General features: G+C 68.1%; 20 protein-coding genes. 13 read left to right on the forward strand and 7 right to left on the reverse strand.

The window, feature by feature from the left end; genetic code table 11:
- Positions 1-202 precede the first annotated feature (202 nt).
- The 3 genes from LH400_RS12645 (at position 203) to LH400_RS12655 (ending at position 2993) form a co-directional block, all read left to right on the forward strand.
- Positions 203-1150 (forward strand): hypothetical protein, encoded by a 948-nt coding sequence (locus tag LH400_RS12645; RefSeq protein ID WP_229153075.1) that lies wholly within the window; start codon positions 203-205, stop codon positions 1148-1150.
- A gap of 79 nt (positions 1151-1229) precedes the next feature.
- On the forward strand, positions 1230-1703 hold the full coding sequence (locus tag LH400_RS12650) for a tRNA (cytidine(34)-2'-O)-methyltransferase (protein ID WP_229153076.1): 474 nt from the start codon (positions 1230-1232) through the stop codon (positions 1701-1703).
- Between the two features lie 81 nt (positions 1704-1784).
- Positions 1785-2993: an MFS transporter gene (locus LH400_RS12655; protein ID WP_229153077.1), complete on the forward strand. Its 1209-nt coding sequence runs from the start codon at positions 1785-1787 to the stop codon at positions 2991-2993.
- Positions 2994-3122: 129 nt separating this feature from the next.
- On the opposite strand, the gene LH400_RS12660 is transcribed toward LH400_RS12655, so the two are convergent.
- Positions 3123-3377 (reverse strand): hypothetical protein, encoded by a 255-nt coding sequence (locus LH400_RS12660; protein WP_229153078.1) that lies wholly within the window; start codon positions 3375-3377, stop codon positions 3123-3125.
- Between the two features lie 248 nt (positions 3378-3625).
- Between LH400_RS12660 and hemF the strand changes: the two genes are divergently transcribed.
- Positions 3626-4534, forward strand: a complete 909-nt coding sequence (gene hemF, locus LH400_RS12665; protein ID WP_229153079.1) for an oxygen-dependent coproporphyrinogen oxidase — start codon at positions 3626-3628, stop codon at positions 4532-4534.
- A 70-nt stretch (positions 4535-4604) separates the two neighbouring features.
- A complete protein-coding gene (locus LH400_RS12670) occupies positions 4605-4814 on the forward strand; it encodes a DUF1059 domain-containing protein (RefSeq protein ID WP_229153080.1) in 210 nt (69 codons plus the stop codon).
- A gap of 304 nt (positions 4815-5118) precedes the next feature.
- On the opposite strand, the gene LH400_RS12675 is transcribed toward LH400_RS12670, so the two are convergent.
- The 3 genes from LH400_RS12675 to LH400_RS12685 are packed head-to-tail and all read right to left on the reverse strand — an operon-like array spanning position 5119 to position 7591.
- The gene (locus LH400_RS12675) at positions 5119-6369 is read right to left on the reverse strand and encodes a CCA tRNA nucleotidyltransferase (protein ID WP_229153081.1); all 1251 of its coding nucleotides are present in this window, start codon (positions 6367-6369) and stop codon (positions 5119-5121) included.
- The gene (locus LH400_RS12680; protein ID WP_229153082.1) at positions 6366-7013 is read right to left on the reverse strand and encodes a CoA pyrophosphatase; all 648 of its coding nucleotides are present in this window, start codon (positions 7011-7013) and stop codon (positions 6366-6368) included. Before LH400_RS12680 ends, LH400_RS12675 begins: the two co-directional genes overlap by 4 nt.
- Complete coding sequence (locus tag LH400_RS12685) at positions 7010-7591, reverse strand: DUF1285 domain-containing protein (RefSeq protein WP_370638384.1); 582 nt, start codon at positions 7589-7591, stop codon at positions 7010-7012. Before LH400_RS12685 ends, LH400_RS12680 begins: the two co-directional genes overlap by 4 nt.
- Before the next feature lie 195 nt (positions 7592-7786).
- Here LH400_RS12685 and LH400_RS12690 point away from each other — a divergent pair, with 195 nt between their 5' ends.
- From LH400_RS12690 to LH400_RS12710, 5 genes are all read left to right on the forward strand, one after another.
- Positions 7787-8797 (forward strand): AAA family ATPase, encoded by a 1011-nt coding sequence (locus LH400_RS12690; protein WP_229153084.1) that lies wholly within the window; start codon positions 7787-7789, stop codon positions 8795-8797.
- Positions 8798-8814: 17 nt separating this feature from the next.
- Positions 8815-9726, forward strand: a complete 912-nt coding sequence (locus tag LH400_RS12695) for a DUF58 domain-containing protein (RefSeq protein WP_229153085.1) — start codon at positions 8815-8817, stop codon at positions 9724-9726.
- Positions 9723-12575, forward strand: a complete 2853-nt coding sequence (locus LH400_RS12700; protein ID WP_229153086.1) for a DUF4159 domain-containing protein — start codon at positions 9723-9725, stop codon at positions 12573-12575. Before LH400_RS12695 ends, LH400_RS12700 begins: the two co-directional genes overlap by 4 nt.
- Positions 12572-14653, forward strand: coding sequence for a hypothetical protein (locus tag LH400_RS12705; RefSeq protein ID WP_229153087.1), 2082 nt, complete (start codon positions 12572-12574; stop codon positions 14651-14653). The genes LH400_RS12700 and LH400_RS12705 overlap by 4 nt, the downstream gene beginning before the upstream one ends.
- 192 nt (positions 14654-14845) lie before the next feature.
- Entirely contained in the window at positions 14846-16021 is a 1176-nt protein-coding gene (locus LH400_RS12710; RefSeq protein ID WP_229153088.1) for an HWE histidine kinase domain-containing protein, read from the forward strand.
- A gap of 12 nt (positions 16022-16033) precedes the next feature.
- Here LH400_RS12710 and LH400_RS12715 read toward each other — a convergent pair whose 3' ends face one another.
- The gene (locus LH400_RS12715) at positions 16034-16552 is read right to left on the reverse strand and encodes a GNAT family N-acetyltransferase (RefSeq protein WP_229153089.1); all 519 of its coding nucleotides are present in this window, start codon (positions 16550-16552) and stop codon (positions 16034-16036) included.
- Positions 16553-16870: 318 nt separating this feature from the next.
- On the opposite strand from LH400_RS12715, the gene LH400_RS12720 reads away from it, so the two are divergent.
- On the forward strand, positions 16871-17863 hold the full coding sequence (locus LH400_RS12720) for a glutathione S-transferase family protein (protein WP_229153090.1): 993 nt from the start codon (positions 16871-16873) through the stop codon (positions 17861-17863).
- A 113-nt stretch (positions 17864-17976) separates the two neighbouring features.
- Here LH400_RS12720 and LH400_RS12725 read toward each other — a convergent pair whose 3' ends face one another.
- A complete protein-coding gene (locus LH400_RS12725) occupies positions 17977-19071 on the reverse strand; it encodes a helix-turn-helix domain-containing protein (RefSeq protein WP_229153091.1) in 1095 nt (364 codons plus the stop codon).
- 149 nt (positions 19072-19220) lie between these two features.
- On the opposite strand from LH400_RS12725, the gene LH400_RS12730 reads away from it, so the two are divergent.
- Positions 19221-20330: an alpha/beta hydrolase family protein gene (locus tag LH400_RS12730; RefSeq protein WP_229153092.1), complete on the forward strand. Its 1110-nt coding sequence runs from the start codon at positions 19221-19223 to the stop codon at positions 20328-20330.
- On the opposite strand, the gene LH400_RS12735 is transcribed toward LH400_RS12730, so the two are convergent.
- On the reverse strand, positions 20321-20782 hold the full coding sequence (locus tag LH400_RS12735; protein WP_229153093.1) for an NUDIX domain-containing protein: 462 nt from the start codon (positions 20780-20782) through the stop codon (positions 20321-20323). The genes LH400_RS12730 and LH400_RS12735 overlap by 10 nt on opposite strands.
- Positions 20783-20842: 60 nt before the next feature.
- Between LH400_RS12735 and LH400_RS12740 the strand changes: the two genes are divergently transcribed.
- On the forward strand, positions 20843-21805 hold the full coding sequence (locus LH400_RS12740) for a metallophosphoesterase family protein (RefSeq protein ID WP_229153094.1): 963 nt from the start codon (positions 20843-20845) through the stop codon (positions 21803-21805).
- Positions 21806-21844 lie beyond the last annotated feature (39 nt).

The following is a 21844-nucleotide window of genomic DNA, read 5'->3' on the forward strand; positions in this document are numbered from 1 at the left end:
CCGCGACACGATCCGCGCCCCAGCGAAGCGCCTTGTCGGGTCTTTCGGAGACCGGGCGCTGCCCGCTGAGACGCGGAGCTTTGCAGAAGTGCCACAGCCCGAGACCGTCCCGCCACACCCGGGCGAGGGTTAATCCTCTGCTAAGGACTCGCGCGGCATTCTCCGGGTCCTGACAACGGATGCTTAACCCTTTCGGAGCGCCATGACGGACCCGCAGCCGCGCATTTTCCGCAGGCTCGAGAAGGAGACGGGCCGGGACGGTTTCGACACGATCGTCGCGGCCGCCGTCACCGCCTTCGCGGCGCTGCGCCACCCCGGCCGCAAGCATGCGAGCGACTTCGCACGCCTGGTCGTTCCCCTCTGGGACAAGATCGGCCCGGAGACCAAGCGCGCCGCCGCCGGCGCGCTTGCCGTCCTGCCACAGGTTCCGCCGGAACTGTCCCTCAAGATCCTCGCCGAGCCGGCGGAGATCGCCGACGCGTTCCGCAATCCTGTCGCCGCGGCGCCCTCGCCCGCACCTCAACCCGAGCGCCGCGATTCCCGTGCTCAGGCGATACGCCCGCATGGCGAGACGACGGCGACGCCGGCTCCGCAAGCCGGTCTGCCGGCGACGGCCGAGGACGCGAGGATCATGCTGCGCCGTCTGGTCCAGGCTGGCCCGTCGCCCGCCGCACCGGCGCCCGCCTCCGCCGCCGCGCGAACCACGCACGTCACCGGCATCCTTTCAGCCGCGCGCAGCGGCGAGGCCGGCGCCGCCTATGCCGAGATCGCCACCCTCCTTGGCCGCGGCCCCGACTTTTCGACCGAGCTTGCCGCGGACCGCACGGGCGACGTGCTGGCCTCCGCGCTCAAGGCGATCGGGGTCGAGGATGCGGACGCGATGACGGCGGTGATCCTTCTGAAGCCGCGCATCGGCCTGAACATCGAAGCGTTCGAACGGATGAAGGACTTCTACCGGAGCCTTTCGGCCGACGCCTGTCACGCGCGGCTCGGCCTGCCGCCTGTCCGCACCAGCCGTCCCGCCGCGCCTGCGCTCAAGCCCCAGGCGCTCGACATCGACCGGCCGCTGCGCAGCGGAACGGCGCGCGCCCCCTTCGGCCGCCGTCAGGTGCTGCCGTCGCGCGGCCTTGCCGTTGGCGGCGAACGCTGACCGGCCGCTTCTCCGAATAACCGGAACGGCGCGTCTCGCCATCTCGTCAGCGGGCCTTGCGGCGGCTATGGGATCGGGCATGCCGCTCTCGATCGCCCTCTACCAGCCCGACATTGCCGGCAATACCGGCACGATCCTGCGTCTCGGCGCCTGTCTCGGCGTCACCGTCGAGGTGATCGAACCGGCGGGCTTCGACCTCTCCGACCGGGCGCTGAAGCGCGCCGGAATGGACTATCTCGACCGGGCCCGGATCGTGCGCCACGTCGATTTTTCCGCCTTCGAGGCAGCAAGGCGCAAGGCGGAGCGCCGGCTGATCCTGTTCACCACCAAGGCCGAGACGCCCTATACCGCAGTTACCTTTCGGCCGGACGACGTCCTCCTCTTCGGACGCGAGAGCGCCGGCGTGCCGGACGACGTCCATGCTATCGCCGACCTGCGCGTCACCATTCCGATGGCTCCCGGCGCCCGCTCGATCAACCTCGCGGTTTCCGCGGCGATGGCGGCGGGCGAGGCGATGCGGCAGGTGGGCTGGGACTTCAGCGAACGCGGCTGACGGAGGGGCGCCCCCTTTGTGTTGGCGGCAAACGGTGTCGGACTGGAACCTGCCGTGCCATCCGGGCCTTGCGGGGAAAAAGTGCGAGGTGTCGCCATCACCTATTTCAAGAGTCTCTCGGCGGCCGGTTTTGCTGCGACCGCCATCAGCTACGGCCCCGGCCGCATGGGATTCGGCCTGTTCGTGCCCGAATTCCGGTCCGCCTTCTCGATGTCCAGTTCGACGGTCGGATTGGTCTCGAGCCTCGGCTTCTTCGGGTTCTTCGTCGGCCTTCTCATCGCGCAGGCGATGCTGACGAGACGGGGGCCGGAGGTCCCGGTCCTGGCGGGCCTTGTCGCGGCGACCGTCGGCATGGCGACCGTGGCCGCCTCGCCGAACCTCACCGTTCTCGCCATCGGCGTGTTACTTACGGCCTCGAGCGCCGGTTTTGCCTGGACCCCGTTCAACGATGCGGTGCACCGCAAGGTGCGGGACATCGACCGGCCTTCGGCGCTGTCGGAGATCAGCACCGGCACGAGCGTCGGGATCGCGGCCGCAGGCGCTGCCGCGCTGGTCATGGTGCTGACGGGAGTGTCCTGGCGATATTGCTGGGCCCTCTTCGCGCTCGCCGGGGCACTGGCGCTCGCCGGCAACTGGGCGGCGCTGCGCAAAGTGGAACGGAGTCCCGAAGCCACGCCGAAGGATGGATGGCGCGACCTCCTGCATCTCGCGGTGCTGCCCCTTTACGCCATTGCCTTCGTCTACGGGACGACCTCGGCGATCTACATCTCCTTCGCGGCCGATCGCGTGCGCGAGGCGGGCGGAGTTCCAGGTGTCCCCGTGGCGATGGCGCCGAGCCTCATCTTCATCTTCTACGGCGTCTTCGGGCTCGCCGGCCTGATGACCAAGCGCGTGAAATCGGCCATCGGACTGCCGTGGCTCCTGCGCGCCCTGATGGCGGCCGGCGCGCTCTCGGTCGTCCTCATGGCGATCCTGCCGTCGCGCTGGGTCGGACTGGTTCCGTCGGCCGGTTTGCAGGGCATCTATGTCATGATGACCAGCGCCGTTCTGGCGTTCTGGTCGGAGCGGCGTTTTCCAGCCCTGCCTTCGCTCAGTTTCACCGCAGCGCTCCTCGCAATGGCCGCGGGCAGCGTGATCGGGCCGGCCATTGCCGGCCTTGCGGCGGATGCCTTCGGGACCGCGGCGATGCTCCTCGCAGCGGCGGCACTGCCCGCTGCGACCGCGCTCCTCCTGCGGGACCAACACGCGCAGGAGCGTCCGGTGGCGGAAGCGCAAGGAACGCGGGGATAAGGGAGGCCTCGGCTCGCCAAGAGGGGTGAGGAGACGCGTCTTGGACGCGGATTTCTCGGCGGCCCGCCAGGAACCGGAAGAAGCGCCACAACCCGACGCATTCTTCGCAGGAGGCTCATCACTTCCCGCTCAGTCCGCCGTCGGCAGCCGGCGCATGGTGAACTCGATCTCGCCCTCCGGCAACATCCGCCAGCTCTCGACCTGCGTCCAATAGGCGGCCTTGGGATAGCGCTCGAACCATTCGCGCGCCTTCAGCCGCGCCGCCTCGCGCGGCAGCGTGAAGGTCTCGCGCACGAAGCTGTCCCCGCCGCCCTCCCTGGCGCGCCGGCTGCGTTCCAACTGGCTCCTCAGCCCCGCGAGCGGCGGGCGCGTGATCGGGGACATGAGGCTCTCCGGAACTCCTGACAGGGCGGCGACGGCTCGGCGTCCGGAAGATAGCGTGCGGCCGGAAGGATTGCGAATCGTCGGTTGCAGCAGTGCGGCGAACGGCCGGCGGCGGCCACCGGAAATCCGCTGCGACGGTTGGCTTTGCGCCCAGCCATCCCAGATGCCATGAACGTTACTGCAGCCAAAGACGGCCGCCGGCGCGGCCCGTCGCCGGACAGCCGGCGCCAGAAAGAGCGATAGCGAGAATGCAAAAGCCGAACCTTCCAGAAGGCCTGCCCGAGGACATCGAGACCAAGAAGGCCACCGCGCGGGCCTGGTTCGAGGCGCTGCGCGACCGCCTCTGCGCCGCCTTCGAGGCGCTGGAGGACGAGTTCGGCGACGAGGCCGGACTGGAGCCCGGTCGCTTCGAGCAGACGCCGTGGTCGCGCGAGAACGAGGGTGGCGGCGGCGTCATGTCGATGATGCACGGCCGCGTTTTTGAAAAGGTCGGCGTCCACACCTCGACGGTCCATGGCGAGTTCTCGCCAGAGTTTCGCCAGCAGATCCCGGGTGCGGAAGAGGATCCGACCTTCTGGGCCTCGGGCATCTCGCTGATCGCGCATATGCGCAATCCGAACGTACCGGCCGTGCACATGAACACGCGCATGGTGGTCACGACGCGGCAATGGTTCGGCGGCGGCGCCGATCTCACGCCGACGCTCGACCGGCGGCGGACTGACGAAGATCCGGACACGCAGGCCTTCCACAAGGCGCTGAAATTCGTCTGCGACCGCCATCAGGGCGTCGCCGACTACGACAAGCTGAAGGCCTGGTGCGACGAGTACTTCTATCTGCCGCATCGCGGCGAGGCCCGCGGCGTCGGCGGCATCTTCTACGACTGGCTGCATTCGCCGGAGGAGGCGGGCGGCTGGAACGCGGATTTCGCCTTCACCCGCGACGTCGGCAAGGCCTTTCTCGTCGTCTACCCGCACATCGTGAAGCAGAATGTCGTGCTGCCCTATACCAGCGAGGATCGCGACGAGCAGCTCGTGCGCCGCGGCCGCTATGTCGAGTACAATCTCCTCTACGACCGCGGCACGCTGTTCGGCTTGAAGACCGGCGGCAACGTCGCCTCGATCCTGTCCTCCATGCCACCGATCGTGAAGTGGCCCTGACGGTCAGGATTTCTTCCCTGTTCGCTTCGGAATATGAACTATTATAAGGCCGAAGCTTCGTGTTCCTCCTATGATGAAGAAAAACATCAGGGAGGCATATCCGATGTATGAACTTGATTGCGCAGGCATTATTCCCGGTTGCGAGAGAATCATTCTGGCCGAGAGCCGCGCGGAAGTCGTCCGCCGTGCCGTCGTTCAGGCAAAGCAGCTCGGGGTCGAGCGGATCTCGCCGACCATGCTCGACGCATTCCGGCAGAAGACGCGCGAACTCGTAAACTGACGGGGTGATCGGTCGCGCCGATCGGACACCGTGTCGGCGCCCGCGCGCCGTGTGGACGTCTTGAGGCTTGGCGTTCCGAAGGAACCAGCCGGATTTCGCGTGACGTATCATCCGCTGCCGCCGCAGCGAAATGGGAAGGAGCAGGGCCGGACGGTCCTGCTCCTTCGTCGTTTCAGGCTTCTCGCGGAGGGACGCAATTTGTGCAGCGAAGCCTGACAAGGCTATGACCGACGTCCTTGATGACGAAAGCCGGCGGTTCAGCCGCCCCAGAGGCAAGACCGCGCCCTCAGTGCGTGCCTCACCCTCACTCCTTTTTCGTGGCCACCTCGGCAAGCAGCGCCTCGGGACCGAGGACGAAGCCGCTTTCCACCCAATCGCGCTTCAGCTTGTCGAGCATGCGGCCCATCTGCGGTCCCGGCGTGACACCGGCCTTGCGCAGATCCTCGCCGGACAGCGGGAAGGCAGGGGCCTTGAATCCCTCGGCCATCGACAGGCGATGGGTCAGTGCCGCAAGTTCCTCAAGCGCGCCGCCGCCCGCCTCCGCCTTCGCCCGTCCTGCGGCGACCGCGAGGCGCAGACGATCGACTATGGCCTGGCGGTCGCCGAAATACAGCCGCGCCGTGAGAGATGCTTCCGTAACGCCGGCATCGACCGGTTCGGCATGCGCATAGGCAAGAAGGCGGTCGCGGTCGGCATTGGAGAAGCGCAGGCGGTTGGCGAGTTCGGCCAGCCGCGCCGCGTCCGGCGGAACGATCGCTGCCAGCCTGAGGAGCGGATCGGCCGGCCAGCCGAAGGCGGCCTCGGCAGCGACCAGCGGATGGATCGTGTCGATGCCCCAGCGTTCGCTTTCGGGCAGAACCTGCGTCAACACGCCCGCCTGGCGCATCCATAAGAGCGCGCGCGAGGGATCGGGCGCGGCGAGAAGCTTCTTCAGTTCGGCCCAGACACGCTCGGCGGAAAGGCCTTGCATCCCGTCCTTCAGCCGCGCCGACGCCCGGATCCCTAGAGCGTCCGGGCGCCCCGCGCCGTACCAGGCGAAAAATCGGAAGAAGCGCAGGATCCGCAGATAGTCCTCGCGGATCCGGGTCTCGGCGTCGCCGATGAAGCGCAGCGTCCGGCTCTCGATGTCTGCTGTGCCGCCGACGAGATCGACCACCTCGCCCGCGGCGGTCGCATAGAGCGCGTTGATGGTGAAGTCGCGCCGCTCCGCATCCGCCTGCCAGTCGCGCCCGAAATGCACGACGGCCCGGCGTCCGTCCGTCTCGATGTCCTTGCGCAGCGTCGTAACCTCATAGGGCCGCTCGGGCGTGACCACGGTGACGGTGCCGTGCTCGAAGCCGGTCGGCACCGCCTTGAAGCCTGCCGCCTCGACGCGGCGCGTCGTCTCCTCGGGCAGCGTCGTTGTCGCGATGTCGATGTCGGTGACGGGATGGCCGAGGATGGTGTTGCGCACGGCGCCGCCGACGACGCGAGCCTCCTCCCCATCGCTCGACAAGGCGGCAAGAAGGCTCTGGAGCGACGGAGCCTCGAGCCAGTCGGCGTCGATCTTCGTCATCGGTAATACCTTTCGTAGAGAGTGCGAATGATGCCGGCGGTGACGCCCCAGATGAAGCGCTCGCCGAAGGGCATCACATAGTAATGCCGCAGCTTGCCCTGCCACTCCCGGCTTTCCTGGCGGTGATTGGCCTCCCGCATCAGGAAGCCGAGCGGCACCTCGAAGACGTCGTCGACCTCGGCCGGATTGGCGGCCAGCATGAAGCCCGGGCGGACGATCGCAACCACGGGGGTGATGCGGAAGCCGGTCGCCGTCATGTAGCGCGGCAGCCGCCCGATCGGCTCGACGAAACCCGGCTCGAGCGCGACCTCTTCGTGCGCCTCGCGCATGGCAGCCGCTTCGGGCGAGGCATCCTCTGGATCGATCGAGCCGCCGGGAAAGGCGATTTGGCCGGAATGCTTGCGCATCTGCGCGGCGCGCGTCGTCAGGATCACCGAGCCGCCGTCATCGCGATCGACGACCGGTATCAGAACCGCCGCGTCGCGCGCCTCGCTGCGCTCCATCAGCTGGACGAAGTCTGGATTGAGGAGATGGTCGCCATATTCGCGCGTCTCGCTCTCGCCGTCCCCCTCTCGCCGGATCCGTCGACGCAGATCCTCGGCCGTGAAGCGATCGAAGTCTTCGGGATCGATGGAGCGGGTCACGCGTCGCTCTCGTCCGGGATCACGAAGCTTCCACCACCGGAGCGCAGGACGTGCCGCGCGCCGTCTTCCTCCACGAAGTCCGCGAGATCGAAGGCGAGCGCGCGCGTCAGCCGCGCCTCCAACCGGCCGCGCACGGTCACATAGGGGCGGAAGGCGCCGTCCGGCTCCGCGGCAAAGCGCAGGGGGTGCTCCGGCCCGGCCTCGACGACGTCGCCGACATCGGTGCGGAAGATCAGGACGGGCTCGCCGTCCCTTAAGTCACGGCTCATCTCGACCGCCTGGAAATGCGCGTCTTCCACCGTGATGCCGAGCTTCTCGACGGGCGTCACCAGATAGGTTCGCCCGTCCTCGTCCTTGCGCAGGACGGTCGAGAACAGCCGCTTCAGAGCCGACCGGCCGATCGGCGTGCCCTGATAGGTCCAGGTGCCGTCGGCACGAATCACCATGTCGATATTGCCGCAGAAGGGTGGGTCCCAGCGCTCGACAGGGGGCGCGCTCCGGCCGGCGCGCTCGGCGCGGGAGACCAGCGCAGCCAGATCCGGATTCACCGTAGGGTGTTGATTCTGCATGAGCTCCATTCGAACATCGCGATGGCGGCCGGCCCTGCGCCAAGACCGTCCGGTCTTATTTTGGCCCGGCTTCGCGGTCACGAAATAGTGGTATGGCGGGAGCCGGCCAGCCGTGTCACCGTGGTTTTAACCAATTGACAAGACCACGTCCCCGCGCGCTCCCCTTGCAGTGCGGGATGCCCTTCTTTCTACGGAGACTTCTGGATGACGATGCTCATGCCTCAGGAGGCGGCGCTCAGCGACGAAGCGATCGTGAAGATGGCGGAGACGGCTCTGGCCGACATCGCCGAGGTCAAGCGCTCCGTCGGCACCGTGATCTTCGGGCAGGAGAGCGTCGTCGAGCAGTCGATGATCGCCATCCTCGCCGGTGGCCACGCGCTTCTCGTCGGCGTTCCCGGCCTTGCCAAGACCAAGCTCGTCGAGACGCTCGGCGTGGCGCTGGGGCTCGACACCCGCCGCATCCAGTTCACGCCGGACCTGATGCCGTCGGACATCATCGGCACCGAGGTGATGGACCAGGACGAGACCGGTCGCCGCTCGTTCCGCTATGTGATGGGCCCGGTCTTCGCCCAGCTCCTGATGGCGGACGAAATCAACCGTGCCTCGCCGCGCACCCAGTCGGCGCTTCTGCAGTCGATGCAGGAATATCACGTCACCGTCGCCGGCCAGCGTCATGACCTGCCGGCCCCGTTCCACGTGCTGGCGACCCAGAACCCCCTGGAGCAGGAGGGCACCTATCCCCTCCCCGAGGCGCAACTCGACCGTTTCCTGATGCAGGTCGACGTTCTCTACCCGGACATCGAAGCCGAGCGGCGGATCCTGCTGGAGACCACCGGCGGGTCGGAGCAGAAGGCGGAAATGGTGATGAGCGCGGAGCGGCTGCGCGAGATCCAGGCGCTCGTCCGCCGCATGCCGGTGTCCTCCAGCGTCGTCGAGGCGATCCTCAATCTGGTGCGCTCGGCCCGACCGGGCAGCGGCCACAAGGAGGCGGATACGCATATCGCCTGGGGCCCCGGCCCCCGCGCCAGCCAGGCGCTGATGACCTGCGTGAGGGCCAGGGCGCTCTATGAGGGCCGTCTCGCCCCTTCGATCGACGACGTCATGGCGCTTGCCGAGCCGATCCTGCAGCATCGCATGGCGCTGAACTTTTCCGCCCGCGCCGAGGGTATGAGCGTGCGCGACGTGATCGCCGCGCTGAAGCGCGACGTGGCCTGAACACCCGGGTATTGTCGATGCCGATCGGTTCGACCGTCGAACTCACCAGTGCGCCTGAGGCCCTTGTCAGGGCCCGGCAGCGCGCCGCCCTCATGCCCGACCTTCTGGTCGAGGCGCGGCGCGTCGTCGCGACCGTCATCGCCGGCTGGCATGGCAGGCGGCGCCGCGGCGTCGGCGAGAATTTCTGGCAGTTCCGTCCGTTCGTGCAGGGCGAACAGGTCTCGCGCATCGACTGGCGCCGCTCGGCCCGGGACGACCATCTCTATCTCAGGGATCGGGAGTGGGAGGCCGCACATACGGTCTGGCTGTGGGCCGATCCCTCGCCCTCCATGCGCTTCCAGTCGAAGGCCGCGCAGGTCTCCAAGGAGTCGCGCGCGCTCGTCCTGATCCTGGCGCTTGCCGAGATCCTCGCGCGTTCGGGCGAGCGCATCGGCTATCCCGGTGTCCTCGACCCAATCTCCTCGCGCGCCGCGGCGGAGCGGATCGCGGCGGCCCTGCTCGGCAGCCGGCCGGCGCAGACATTTCCGCCGGACGACCGGCTGAAGCGGTTTTCCGAACTCGTCGTAGTCAGCGACTTCCTCGATCCGGTCGAGGAGATCGTCGAGAAGATCGACCGGATCGGCCGGCGCGGCATCCGCGGCCATCTGATCATGATCGCCGATCCCGCCGAGGAGGCCTTCCCCTACGCTGGGCGGACGGAGTTCCGCGATCCGGAGACCGGCGCGAAGCTCACCGCTGGCCGGGCCGAGACATTGCGCGAGGAATACCAGACGCTCTACGGCGCCCGCCGCGATTTCATCGCGGAGCACTGCCGCCGGCTCGGCTGGAGCTTCATTCCGCACCGGACCGACCATCTCGCCTCGGAGGCGCTGGTCGCGATCCATGGCCGCCTGTCGGGCGCGCCGCAGATGGCGGGAGCCCGGGCATGATCGGCGGTCTCGCGCTTTCCTTCGGGGCGCCCTTCGTTCTCGTTGGTCTTCTGGCCCTGCCGGTGATCTGGTGGCTGTTGAAGCTGACGCCGCCGCGCCCGCAGACCGAGACCTTTCCGCCGCTGCGGATCCTGCAGCGGGTGTTGAAGAGCGAGGAGACGCCGTCGAAGAGCCCATGGTGGCTGACGCTCCTGCGCCTCCTCCTCGCCGCGCTGGTGATCTTCGCGCTGGCCGCGCCGACGCTCAATCCCCGCGAGTCCATGCTGTCCGGCTCCGGGCCCCTGGCGCTCGTCGTCGACAATGGGTGGGCGAGCGGCGGCGACTGGGACGCGCGGCGCCAGGCAGCGGAGGATCTCATCCGCCAGGCGGGCGAGGCCGGCCGGCCGGTCGCCCTCGCATTCACCGCCGACGGCGCGGCGAACGACGCAGCGCCCGCGGAATCAACCACGGCGCTGGAACGGCTCGCGGCGGCCGAACCGCGGCCGATTCCGACCGACCGCGCCGCAGCCGTTGAGCGCCTCGCCAACGGCCTCGGCGGACAAACGCCCGGCTCCCTCGTCTTCCTCTCCGACGGGCTCGACAGTCCCGACGCCAGGGCCGCGGCTGACGGCCTCGCCGCCCTCGCCCCTGCCCAGGCGATCCTCTATACCCCGGATATCGCCGGTCTCGTCGGGCTGACAGGCGCCGACAACTCGACCGACGCGCTCGTGGTTCAGGGCATGCGCCCCACTGTCGCCGGGACGCCGGGATCGGTGGCGCTGAAGGCTGTCGATTCGCAGGGACGCGAAGTCGGCCGCGCGCCGCTCGCCTTTTCCGGTGCCGACGGCACGGGCGAGGCGCGTTTCGCGATCCCCGTCGAGCTGCGCAACGACATCGCCCGGATCGAGGTCGACGACGCCCGGAACGCCGGCGCCGTCCGCCTGCTCGACGATTCCTTCCGCCGTCGCCGCGTCGCGCTGATTTCGGGCGAATCCTCCGATCTCGCGCAGCCGCTCCTCTCCCCGCTCTACTACATCAGCCGGGCGCTGCAGCCCTTCGCCGATCTCGTGCGGCCGGACAGCGCTGACCTCGCCGAGGCGATCCCGAACCTTCTGACGCGCAAGCCCTCGGTGATGATCCTGGCCGATATCGGCGTCGTACCGGACAAGGCGCGCGCGGCGCTGGAGAAGTTCGTCGAGGATGGCGGCTATCTCGTTCGCTTCGCCGGACCGCGCCTTGCCGCAACGACGAGCGAGGATCCGCTGGTGCCGGTGCGCCTGCGCCAGGGCGAGCGGCAGCTCGGCGGCGCGATGTCCTGGTCGGAGCCGCAGAAGATCGCGCCCATGGCGGCGGACAGCCCGTTTGCCGGCATCAAGGTCCCGGACGATGTCACGGTGACGCGCCAGATCCTCGCCGAGCCGTCCGCGGACCTCTCCGACAGGACCTGGGCGAGCCTTGCCGATGGAACGCCGCTCGTCACCGCCGAAAAGCGCGGCGCCGGCACCATTGTCCTGTTCCACGTCACCGCCGAGGCGACCTGGTCGAACCTGCCGATCTCCGGCTCCTTCGTGGAGATGCTGCGCCGGATCGTGACCCTGTCGCGGGCCAGCGCCGGCGCGCCGGACGGTCGCACGGCCGCGGCGAGCCTGCCGCCCTATCGCGTCCTCGACGGATCGGGCCGGCTCACCAGCCCCGGCGCAGAGGTCCGACCGCTCGACGTCTCGGCGAGCGAGCCGCGGCCGGTCACCTTCGCCAATCCACCGGGCCTCTACGGCACCGAGGAAGGCTATGTCGCACACAACCTCCTCGCCGCCGGCTCGGTGCTGCAGCCACTGCCCGACCTTGCGCTCGGCGCGCCGGTTGAGACGAGACCCTATGCCAACAAGGACAGCATCGATTTGAGGCCCTGGCTGTTCGCCGCCGCGCTTGTCCTCTTTGCGCTCGACGCCCTCGCGCTCCTGTGGCTCGGCGGGACGATCGGCCGACTCGGCGCCTCGCTGCGCCGCGGCGGATCGGCCGCGATCCCGGCGGTCGCGCTTCTGGCGGTCGGCCTTTCCCTCACAACGCCACATCCGGCCCATGCCCAGGCCGAAGCGCCGGAAAGCGGTGCCGCGTCGATCGACCTGGAGAAGGCGATGCGGGCGACGAGCGCCACCCACCTCGCCTATGTCGAGACCGGCGACCAGGCGGTGGACGACCTGTCGCGGGCCGGACTTTCGGGCCTGTCGCAATACATCGCCTCGAAGACCGCGCTCGAGCCGGGCGAGCCGATGGGCGTCGACATCGCCACGGACGAGCTCTCCTTCTACCCGATGATCTACTGGCCGATCCACGCCGACGATCCGATGCCGAGCGATGCCGCGATCAGCCGCATCGACGCGTATATGAAGGAGGGCGGCACGGTGCTGTTCGACGTCGCCGACGATACGCTCTCCTCGCTCTCCGGCAATATCTCGCCGGGCCAGCGGCGGCTGCGCGACATCCTTGCCGATCTCGACATTCCGCCGCTCGAACCGGTGCCGCACGACCATGTGCTGACCAAGGCCTTCTACCTGATGAACGACTTTCCGGGCCGCCACACCGGCTCGGAACTTTGGGTCGAGGCGCTCGTGCCGGACGCATCGGGCACGCCGCGCCCGGCAAGGGGCGGCGACGGCGTCTCCTCGATCATGATCACCTCGAACGACTTCGCCGGCGCATGGGCGGTCGATGACCAGGGCCTGTTCCTCTATCCGACCGACTCCTCCGATCCCGCCCAGCGCGAGTACGCCTACCGGGCCGGCGTCAATCTCGTGATGTACGTCCTCACCGGGAACTACAAGGCCGACCAGGTGCATGTGCCCGCCCTGCTCGAAAGGCTCGGACAATGACCTGGTCCATCGCCTTCCAGCCGTTCTTCTCCTGGCCGGTTATCGCGGCACTCGCCGTCCCGGCGGTCCTCCTCGCCCTGGCGCTGCTCCTTGCCCGCACCCATGGCGCGCTGGTGCGCATCGTCGCGATCTCGGCGCTGCTTCTCGCCCTGGTCAATCCGGTCGTGCTGCGCGAGGAGCGCGACCCCCTGAAGAGCGTCGTCGCCCTCGTCGTCGACCGCAGCCAGAGCCAGACCATCGGCGATCGCACGAAGCAGACCGATGCCACCGAGGCCGCGCTGAAGCAGAGCCTCGCCCGCTTCCCCGAATTCGAGGTGCGCACGGTGGAGGCCAAGACCTCCGGATCGCCGCAGGACGACGCCACGACGGCGCTGTTTTCCGCGCTCTCGGGCGCGCTGAAGGACGTCTCGCCCGCCCGCGTCGCCGGCGCGATCATGGTCACCGACGGGCAGATCCACGACATTCCGGCCAAGGCCGAGGCGCTCGGCTTCGACGCGCCCGTGCACGGGCTGATCACGGGCGCACCGGACGAGTTCGACCGGCGCATCGAGATCACCACCTCCCCGCGCTTCGGGCTCGTCGACGAGGACCAGACGATCAACTATCGGGTGGTCGAGGAGGGCAAGGGCGCCTCCACCGATCCGGTCGAGGTCCAGGTCTTCCTCAATGGCGATCTCATCACCCGCCAGATGGCGCGGCCCGGCAGCGACACCTCGGTGACGTTCCAGCTTCCCCGCGCCGGCAAGAACATCGTCGAACTGTCGGCGGCGCGCGAATCCCGCGAGATCACGCCGGTCAACAACCGCGCCATCGCGATCGTCGACGGCATCCGCGAGAATCTGCGCGTCCTCCTCGTCTCGGGCGAGCCGCATGCGGGCGAGCGCACCTGGCGCAACCTCCTGAAGTCCGACGCTGCGGTCGACCTCGTCCACTTCACCATCCTGCGTCCGCCGGAAAAGCAGGACGGCACGCCGATCGACGAACTCTCGCTGATCGCCTTCCCGACGCGGGAGCTCTTCGTCGAGAAGATCGACGATTTCGACCTGATCATCTTCGATCGCTATCAGGAGCGCGGTGTCCTGCCCTCGCTCTATTTCGACTACATCGCCCAATACGTGCAGAAGGGGGGTGCGATGCTGATCGCGGCGGGCCCCGAATATGCCGGCAATGAGAGCGTTGCGCTCACCCCGCTGCAACAGGTCCTTCCCGCCCTGCCGACGGGCCAGGTCGACGAGAAGCCGTTCTATCCGCAGGTCTCGAAGCTCGGCGCCAAGCACCCGGTGACCCGCGACCTGCCGGGCTCGAACAGCGAGCCGCCGGACTGGAGCCAGTGGTTCCGGACGATCGATGTCGGCAGCACCGAGGGCGAGACCGTGATGACCGGCGCGGACGACAAGCCGCTGCTCGTCCTCAACCGGGTCGGGGAAGGCCGCATCGCCCTCCTCCTCTCCGACCAGGAATGGCTGTGGTCGCGCGGGTTTGAGGGCGGCGGCCCGCATGTCGCCCTGTTCCGGCGCCTCGCACACTGGCTGATGAAGGAACCGGAGCTCGAGGAAGAGGCGCTCGACGCCGATGCCCGCGGCTCCGACCTCGTCGTCACCCGCCAGACGATCGGCGACGATCCCGGGCCGGCGACAGTGCTGACGCCCTCGGGCAAGGCCGTCCAGCTGCCGCTGAAGGAGGTGGAGGCCGGCCGCTGGGAGGGAACGCTGAAGACCGACGAGCTCGGGCTGTTCCAGGCGGCGAACGGCGAACTCAGGGCGCTCGCCAATGTCGGGCCGGTCAATCCCCGCGAATATCGCGAGGCGATCTCGACGCCGGACAAGCTCGCCCCGATCGCGGATGCGACGAGAGGCAGCGTGCGGCGCGTGGCGGATGCCGCGGGTGAGGTGACGGTGCCGCGGATCGTGCCGGTGAGCGGGCGGGCGAATGCCGACGGGCGCGACTGGATCGGCCTGAAGACCACCGACGAGACGGTGCTGCGGGGCGTCGACCGCACGCCGCTCTTCGCCGGCTTCCTCGGTCTCGCCGTTCTCCTTCTGGCGCTGTCGGCGACCTGGTATCGCGAGGGGCGCTAGCGCAACGAACGCCGTCCACCGAGGATGGAGAAGTAACTGCATTACAATCTGGCGGCGCCATGCCAACCGTTTGTAAGGCGATGTCGAACAGGCCGGAGAGTGCGGACGCACGCCCGGGCGTTCGCCATCTGTCCAATGCTTCGCGAATTCGGTAGAAGGACAGGACACCCGCCCTGTCGGAACGAGCTTTCCTTGAACCACCTCCCCCCATCATCGGACCCCGCGCGGTCCTGGACCGAGAGCGAGCGGTCGGCACGGCTCGTCGAGTACGGCATTCTCGACACGCCGCGCGAATCCGATTTTGACGATCTCGCGGAGATCGCCGCCGAGGTGTGCGACACCCCGATCGCGGTCGTGAACTTCGTCGATTCGGCGCGGCAGTTCTTCAAGGCGGAAGTCGGCCTCGGCGTGCGCGAGACGCCTCTCGCGACCTCTTTCTGCGGCCACGCGATCCTCGCCGACGACATGATGATCGTGCCAGACGCCACCAAGGACAAGCGCTTCGAGGGCAATCCGCTTGTGGCCGAGGGGCCGAAGCTTCGCTTCTATGCCGGGGCGATCCTGAAGACGCGGGACGGCGTTCCGCTCGGCACGATGTGCGTCCTCGACTACCGGCCGCGCACGCTCTCCGAGCACCAGATCCGGACGCTGAAGCTCCTCGCCCGCGAGGCGATGACGCAGCTCGAACTGCGGCGCACGCTTGCCGAGAAGGATCGTGCGCTGGCGCAGGCGCAGGCCCTGGCCGCAGATCTGCACGAGACGCAGCAGCGCCAGCTCGACATCACCCACGAGCTCTCGCACCGGATGAAGAACTCTCTCGCAATGGTTCAGGCGATCGTCTCGCAGAGCCTGCGGCGCGTCACATCGATCGGGGATGCCCGCCGGACGATCTCCGAGCGGCTCGCGGCCCTCGGCCGGGCTCAGGACATTCTGGTCCGGCCGGGTTCGTCGACGATCGGGATCGGTGAGGTCGTCGAGATCGCGCTCGGTCCGCATCGCTCCGGCGAGGGCCGATTTCGGATCGAAGGCGACGATCGGATCGAGCTCACGGCGCAACAGGCGCTCGGCCTCTCCCTCGGGCTCCACGAACTCGCGACCAACGCCATGAAATATGGCGCCCTGTCTTCGGAATGCGGCCGCGTGGACATTCACTGGTCGAACGGGAAAGACCAGTTTCGCTTCGAATGGGCCGAGAGTGGCGGCCCGCCGGTGACGCAACCGCCGCAGCTGGGCTTCGGTTCGCAGCTGATGGAACGGATCGTCGCACCGTATTTCGACGGCGTGTCGCAGCTCAGCTTCGATCCCGCCGGGCTGCGCTTCACCCTCGAGGGCGGGGCCATCGGAGAGGCCTCCGTGGAGGGCGGCTGACCCCCTTCCAGCCTATCGCCCGGCCGAGATCCGCCGCGGCCAGACCGCGCCCGAAACGTTCGCCAGCGCTCCGTCGACGAGTTCCAGGCCCAGCACCCGCCGCGGATCGACCGGGCCGGGCAGGAACACCGACCCCGGCGGCAACGGACGATAGCCAAGCGGCGCGTAATAGGGCGGATCGCCGACGAGGACGATCGAGGCTTCGCCGGCGTCCTTTGCCGCCGTGGCGGCCATCCGCATCAGCGCCCGTCCCGCCCCCTTGTTCTTGTAGGCCGGACGGACCGCGAGCGGGCCGAGCAGCAGCGACGGCGTCTCCCCGATCCGGATCGGAGTGAGTCGCACCGAGCCGATGATCTTCCCGCCAAGCTCCGCGACGAAGGAGAGCGACCGCTCGTGCGCGGCCATCTCGCGCACGCGCTCGGCCGCCCGCGAAAAGCGGCCGGGGCCGAAGGCCTCGTCGGCGATCGCCTCGATGGCGGCGTCATGAGAGGAAAGCTCCGGCAGGAACCGGACATCGGACAGGGAGAACATCGGGCAATCCAGGAGATCTCGGCCGAAAAGCCGCTCTTGCGGCCAGGCGGCCGGCCATGGCGGGCGACAAGGATCAGCGCCGTTCGGCGCGGCTCTCCATTCGTCGTCGGCACTGGATCATTTCGGAGGCTCCCGGAGGGTCGGCGTGCGTTACCATCTCGTCCTTCCGCGGTAAAGCAGGGTAATGGCCGGCACTCGCATTCCGCCCTCCACGGGCTTCATTGACGCTCTGTCGCGATCACGCTGGGGAACGCCCGTCACCATCTCCTGTTAGCCTTGCGAGACAAGCCGCCGCGAACCCGAACAGGAGGTGAGACGATGGGACTGCTGGTCGACGGAAAATGGCAGGACAAATGGTACGACACGAAGTCGACGGGCGGGAAATTCCAGCGCTCGACGACCACCTTCCGGAACTGGATCACCCCGGACGGCGAGCCGGGACCCGACGGGCAGTCAGCCTTCCCGGCCGAGTTCGGCCGCTATCATCTCTACGTATCGCTCGCCTGTCCCTGGGCGCATCGCACGCTGATCACGCGCAAGCTGAAGAAGCTCGAGGACGTCATCTCGCTGTCGGTCGTCGACTACCATATGGGCGAGGAAGGCTGGGTCTTTTCCGATCGGCCGGGCGCGATTCCCGACAGCGTCCTCGGCAAGCAAAGGCTCTACGAGGTCTATCTCGAAGCCGATCCCGACTATACCGGCCGCGTGACCGTCCCCGTCCTGTGGGACAAGAAGACCGGAACGATCGTCAACAACGAGTCGGCCGAGATCATCCGCATTCTCAACACCGGCTTCGACGCCTTCGGCGACCCCACCGTCGACATCACGCCCGAGGACCTTTTGGGCGAGATCGACGAGATCAACGCGCTCGTCTACGACACCGTCAACAACGGAGTTTACAAGGCTGGCTTCGCGACCACGCAGGAAGCTTATGAAGAGCCGTGCCGCACGCTCTTCCAGACGCTCGACCGGCTGGAGGAGCTGTTGTCCCGCCAGCGCTACCTCGTTCCCTCGGAGGCCCCGACCGAGGCGGATTGGCGGCTGTTCACGACGCTGATCCGCTTCGACGCCGTCTATCACGGCCATTTCAAATGCAATCTCAGGCAGATCGCCGACTATCCGAACCTCTTCGGATACATGCTCGAACTCTACCAGACGCCCGGTGTCGCCGAGACAGTGAACTTCGAGCACATCAAGGGCCACTATTATACGAGCCACAAGACGATCAACCCGACCGGCATCGTCCCGCTCGGCCCCGACCAGGACCTCGACCGGCCGCACAATCGCGAGCGCCTCAAGGCTGCCGCCTGACCCCGGCTCTCATACGAAATCTGGCTGGTTCCTTCGGAACGCCGGATTTCAAGGACGCTCATTCGCCGCGCGAGCTTTGATCCGAGGTCCGGCTTGAACAATCGCACCTCGGATCACTCGCCCGAGGCCGTTGCGGAAAGCTGCCGCGGCGGTCCGCCCGCATCGCCTACGGAAACGGCGCGGGCCGACATCCATTCGGTGGGCGCGTGCCCGGTCACGCGGCGGAATTCGCGGTTGAAGTTCGACTTCGTGGCAAAGCCGCTGTCGAGCATGGCGTCGGTGACCGAGCGGCCTGCCGCGATGAGCGCGCAGGCTTCCCGCACGCGGTATCCGTTGACATAGCGCGAGACGTTTTCGCCCGTCTGGCGGTTGATCGCCTCCGACACCCGCTTTGCCGGCAGGCCGAGCCGGCGGGCGAGACGCGAGAGCGTCAGCTGGCTGTCGCGGTGGAGCTTCTGTTCGCCGAGCAATGCGGAAAGCTCCGCCATGATCGCGGCGTCGCGCTGGCGCTCGGCCGCATCGTCACGTACCTCTTCGCCGAGGTCGGCATCCACCTCCATCGCCGGACCGGCGACATCCGCCCCGGCGCCTTGCCGCCGCAGGCTGTTGGAGGCGGCGAGAATGCCGATGAGGAGCAGCGTCGCGCTCGTTCCCAGGCTGACGATCCAGCTCTTCAGCCAGCCCGCGCCGAGCCCCACGGCGAGGCTGATCGCCATGTCGCTGAGCGCCGATGCGATCAGCATCGCGCCGATCGCCCGCCAGACGAGCGGCGGCCAGTCACCGGCGTCGAGCCGCGCCTCCGGCAGAGCATCGGCCCCGGCGCGGAGCGCGAGGAGCATCGCCGCCCCATAGCCGGCGAAGATCGTCACCACAGCCGCGTCGACGGCTGCCCGCGCGGTCCAGACGCAGAAGCCGACGAAGGCCGGGGCAAGGAGATGCAGCAGCGCCTCCGCTCCCGGCCGCCCATGCCCCTGCGCATGTCTCAGCGCGAGCCAGGCGAGCGGCGGGATCATCATGGCCGTCACAGGCTGGACGAGGCGGAATGCGGCCACCCCGTAATGCTGCGCCAGCGCATTGACGACGCCCTGGACGATGCAGGCGAAGAGCAGCAGCGCCAGCGGGGCGGCGATCCGGCGGCCGGCAAGAAGGCGCGTCAGGAGGTAGGCAAGGACGAGCGAGACGACGATCGAGATCGGCAGGGCAAGCATCGGAGGCTCCGGTGATGTCGCGGCGATCGATACGCCTTGAACGCGATCGGCGCGACCTCGAACCGGATCAAGGACGCCGGATTTCGGCGTCCGCCGCAGGAATGCCGGCGGCCCTGGAGCCTTCGACCATTGTTCAAGGAACACCCGTCATGACCATACGCCGCCCTCTCCTCGCGGGAATCGCAGCCCTCCTTCTCGCCAGCGCCGCGCATGCCGCATCACCGGCGGGCGTCTCGCCGCATGCCGGCTCGGTGGCCACAGAGACCGCCTTGCAGCTTCCCGGCTACGACCGCTTCGACATCAGGGCGAAGCACCGCTCCGTCCTCGTCGCGGGCTCCATCTGGTATCCGGCCGCAGCCCGCACCTATGCCGTCCCGATCGGCGCCAATCCCGTCTTCGAAGGCACCGAGGCGCTGGTGGGCGCTGCGGCGCAGACGGGCCGGCATCCGCTGATCCTCCTGTCGCACGGCTCCGGCGGCAACATGGACGGGCTCGGCTGGCTGTCGTCGGAACTCGCCCTGCGCGGCGCCCTCGTCGTCGCCGTCAACCATCCCGGCACGACATCGGGCGATTCCTCGCCGCGCCGCACGCCTCGCATCGACGAACGGGCGAAGGACCTCAGCGCCGCGCTCGACACCATTCTCGCCGATCCGACCTTCGGCCCGCTGGTCGACCAGCGCCGCATCAGCGCCCTCGGCTTCTCGCTGGGCGGAACCGCCGTCCTCGACCTTGTCGGCGGCCATTTCGAGCGGGCAAAGTTCCGCGACTACTGCAAGGCGTTCAGCGAACAGGGCGACTGCGTCTTCTTCACGAAGGGCGGGGTCGATTTCGACCGTCTGCCGCAGGAGATGGAGGCGGACGTCCGCGACCCCCGCATCGCGTCCGTCGTCGCCGTCGAGCCCGGCCTGACCGATGCGCTGTCGGAGGCCAGCGCGAAGGCCATGACGCTGCCGATGCTCCTCGTCGGCTTCGGGGCTCCCGATCCATCGCGGGCGGTGGACGTCACGGCCTCCGGCAGCAACCTTCTCGACCGTCTCTCGAACGCAACCTACGAGATGATCCGGCCGGCGGTCCATTTCAGCTTTCTCGGCCTGTGCAAGCCGGACGCTGCGAAGCTTCTGCGGGAGGCACAGGACGACCCCGTCTGCACCGACCCGGACGGCGCCGACCGGCGGAAGATCCATGCCGAGGTGATCGATTCCGTGGCGCGGTTCCTCGGCCTTGCCGAGCCGGTCCGGGCTGGCGAAGCTCACCAGTAGGGCACGACCTCACGCTCGCCGGTGAGCTCTGCGAGCCGCCGGCGGGTCGCGTCCGTCGTTGCCTCCGGCAAGGCGTCCGGCGGAAAGAATCCGGCCTCGGCGATCTCCCGGTCCGGCCGCTTCGGCGCGGTCTGGCGAAGCGCGCGGCATTGATAGAAGAGGACGTGGTCCCGGTTCGAGGCGTTACGGTTGAAATGGACCGAAACCAGATCGGGCCCGCCTTCGAGTTCGATATTTCCTTCCTCCATCAATTCCCGGCGCATCGCCTCTTCCGCCGTCTCGCCCGGGTCGACGCCGCCGCCCGGCATGTACCAGCCGGAGACGTAGGTGTGGCGCACGAGGAAGACTTGACCCCTCTCGTCGAAGACCGCCGCCCGCACGCCGAGCGTCACCGGTCTCGCCACGAGATGAACGCCGTGCATCGCGCGGATCAGCACTTTCTCCAGGAACATCGGTTTCTCTCGCGCTTGTCAGGCCTAGAATACAACGGGTTATCTAGCAGGAACCGGATCATGTTTCGCCTCGCCCATCTCTCGGACGTCCATCTCGGCCCGCTGCCGCAGCTTTCGCTTCGAGAACTCGCGTCGAAGCGCGTGACCGGCTGGTACAACTGGCAGCGCAACCGGCGCCGAATGATGTTCGGCGACACGCTGAGCGATCTCGTTCAGGACCTCAAGGAAGAGGATCCCGATCACATCGCGGTCACCGGCGATCTCGTGAACCTCGCCACCAAGAAGGAGACGGTCGCCTCCGGGATCTGGCTGCGCGACCTCGGTCCGCCGCGCGACGTCTCGCTGATCCCCGGCAATCACGACGCCTATGTGCCGGGCGCGCTGAAACGCTCCTATCGCGAGTGGTACCCCTATATGATCGGGGACGATCCGCTCCAGGCGACCGATTCGTCCTTTCCCTACATGCGGATCCGCGAGAACGTCGCGATCCTCGGAGTCTCGACGGCCGAGGCGACGGCGCCCTTCTTCGCCACCGGCACGTTCAAGCGCGGCCAGGCGCTGCGGCTTGCAAAGCTTCTGGAGACGGCCCACGCGCTCGGCCTCTTCCGCGTGGTGATGATCCATCATCCGCCGATCTCGGGCTCGACCTCCTGGCACAAACGGCTGATCGGCAAGCAGTTCTTTTCGAAGGTCATGCGCGAGATCGGCGCCGAACTCGTGCTGCACGGCCACACGCATCTCGACACGCTCCATTGGCTGCACGGGCCGGACCGGCAGATCCCGGTGGTGGGCGTGCCTTCGGCCAGCCAGGCGCCCGGCGGCGAAAACCCGGCATCGCGCTACAATCTGTTCGAGATCTCGGGCGGCCCTGCGACCTGGACGCTGATCCAGCGAGAGCGCGGCGCGCGCGAGGACGGGAACGGAATTGGGTGGATCAGGGAGCGGGAACTCCTCACCGACGGCCGGGTGATCGACGCGCGCCCGCGCGAGGACGCCAGGCCCGCGGCCGAGCCGGCAGGCTGAGGCGCAGGCGCCGGAAATTTGAGGCTGCGTCGAGAAAGC

It is taken from the genome of Jiella soli (assembly GCF_020615385.1).
Taxonomy (GTDB): Bacteria; Pseudomonadota; Alphaproteobacteria; order Rhizobiales; family Rhizobiaceae; genus VKMB-3413.